This is a genomic window from Endozoicomonas sp. Z74 (assembly GCF_057680865.1).
Genome location: NZ_JBLYZI010000247.1, coordinates 1 through 1,165, shown reverse-complemented (window position 1 = coordinate 1,165; position 1,165 = coordinate 1). Strand labels below are relative to the sequence as shown.

Sequence of the window (1,165 nt, the reverse complement as noted above, 5' to 3'; positions counted from 1 at the left end):
TATAGTGGACCCCAAAAACTGGACCACTGGCTAAGTTAAGTTTTTCGACTGTATGATGCCCTTTCAAGGAGGGGAAAATGACAGTCAGAAAAAGGAAGCGTCATGCACCTGAATTCAAAGCTCAGGTTGCCTTGGAAGCCTACAGAGGCGATAAAACAATCAACCAGTTGGCCAGTGAACATGGCTTGGCAGCTGTTCAAATTAGCCAGTGGAAACGCCAGCTGATAAAACAGGTGCCTGAGCTGTTTGGCCGCACGACTTCGGTTATTGATCCTGATGAGTTAACCGCTCCATTATATCAAGAAATCGGTCGGCTCAAGATGGAGCTGGACTGGTTGAAAAAAAAATCTGGATCAATCGGTTGATCATTTGCGTATGCTTATCGACTTTGACCATCTGGAAATCAGCGTACGCCGTCAGTGTCAACTGCTGGGTCTCAATCGCTCTTCGCTTTATTACCAGGGGCAACCAGCTCAAGAAAGCCCTGAGAACCTTCTGTTGATGGAGTTGATTGACAAAAAATATACAGAGACACCATTTTACGGCAGCCGCAAGATAACGGAGTGGCTAAAAACTCAAGGCCACTGCGTCAACAGGAAGCGTACACAGCGTCTTATGCGATTGATGGGCATAGAAGGTGTTGCCCCCAAGCCCGGAACCAGTTTGAGAAACAAGGAGCACAAGGTTTACCCTTACCTGCTCAGAGGGCTTGAGATTAACCGCCCCAATCAGGTCTGGAGCACAGATATAACGTATTGCGCCATGCCTCAGGGGTTCATGTATCTGGTAGCTATCATTGACTGGTACAGCCGCTATGTGATCAGCTGGGAACTGTCGAATACACTGGATGCTGATTTTTGTATCCAGGCCCTGGAGCAAGCTTTAGAGCTGACAGAACCTGAAATTTTCAACACTGACCAAGGCTGTCAGTTTACCAGTCATGACTTTTTGGCACCGCTAATGGACAGAGAAATCAAAGTCAGCATGGATGGCAAAGGGCGTGCACTGGACAACATTTTTGTTGAACGACTTTGGCGTTCTGTGAAATATGAGTGGCTCTATTTAAACGAATTCAGAACGGTAGCCGAGCTGTACCAAGGGCTGGAAAAATACTTCCAGTTCTACAATACTGAAAGGCTACATCAATCACTGAACTATAAAACAC

At 46.5% G+C, this 1,165-nt stretch carries 1 protein-coding gene; it reads left to right on the top strand.

The annotated features are described in order from the left end of the window. Positions 1–77 precede the first annotated feature (77 nt). A protein-coding gene (locus tag ACNRUY_RS26550) for an IS3 family transposase (RefSeq protein WP_488114672.1) occupies positions 78–1,165 on the top strand; the annotation gives its coding sequence in 2 pieces (ribosomal slippage) (positions 78–347 and positions 349–1,165; 1,087 coding nt annotated over the 2 pieces). This gene is flagged as partial in the annotation.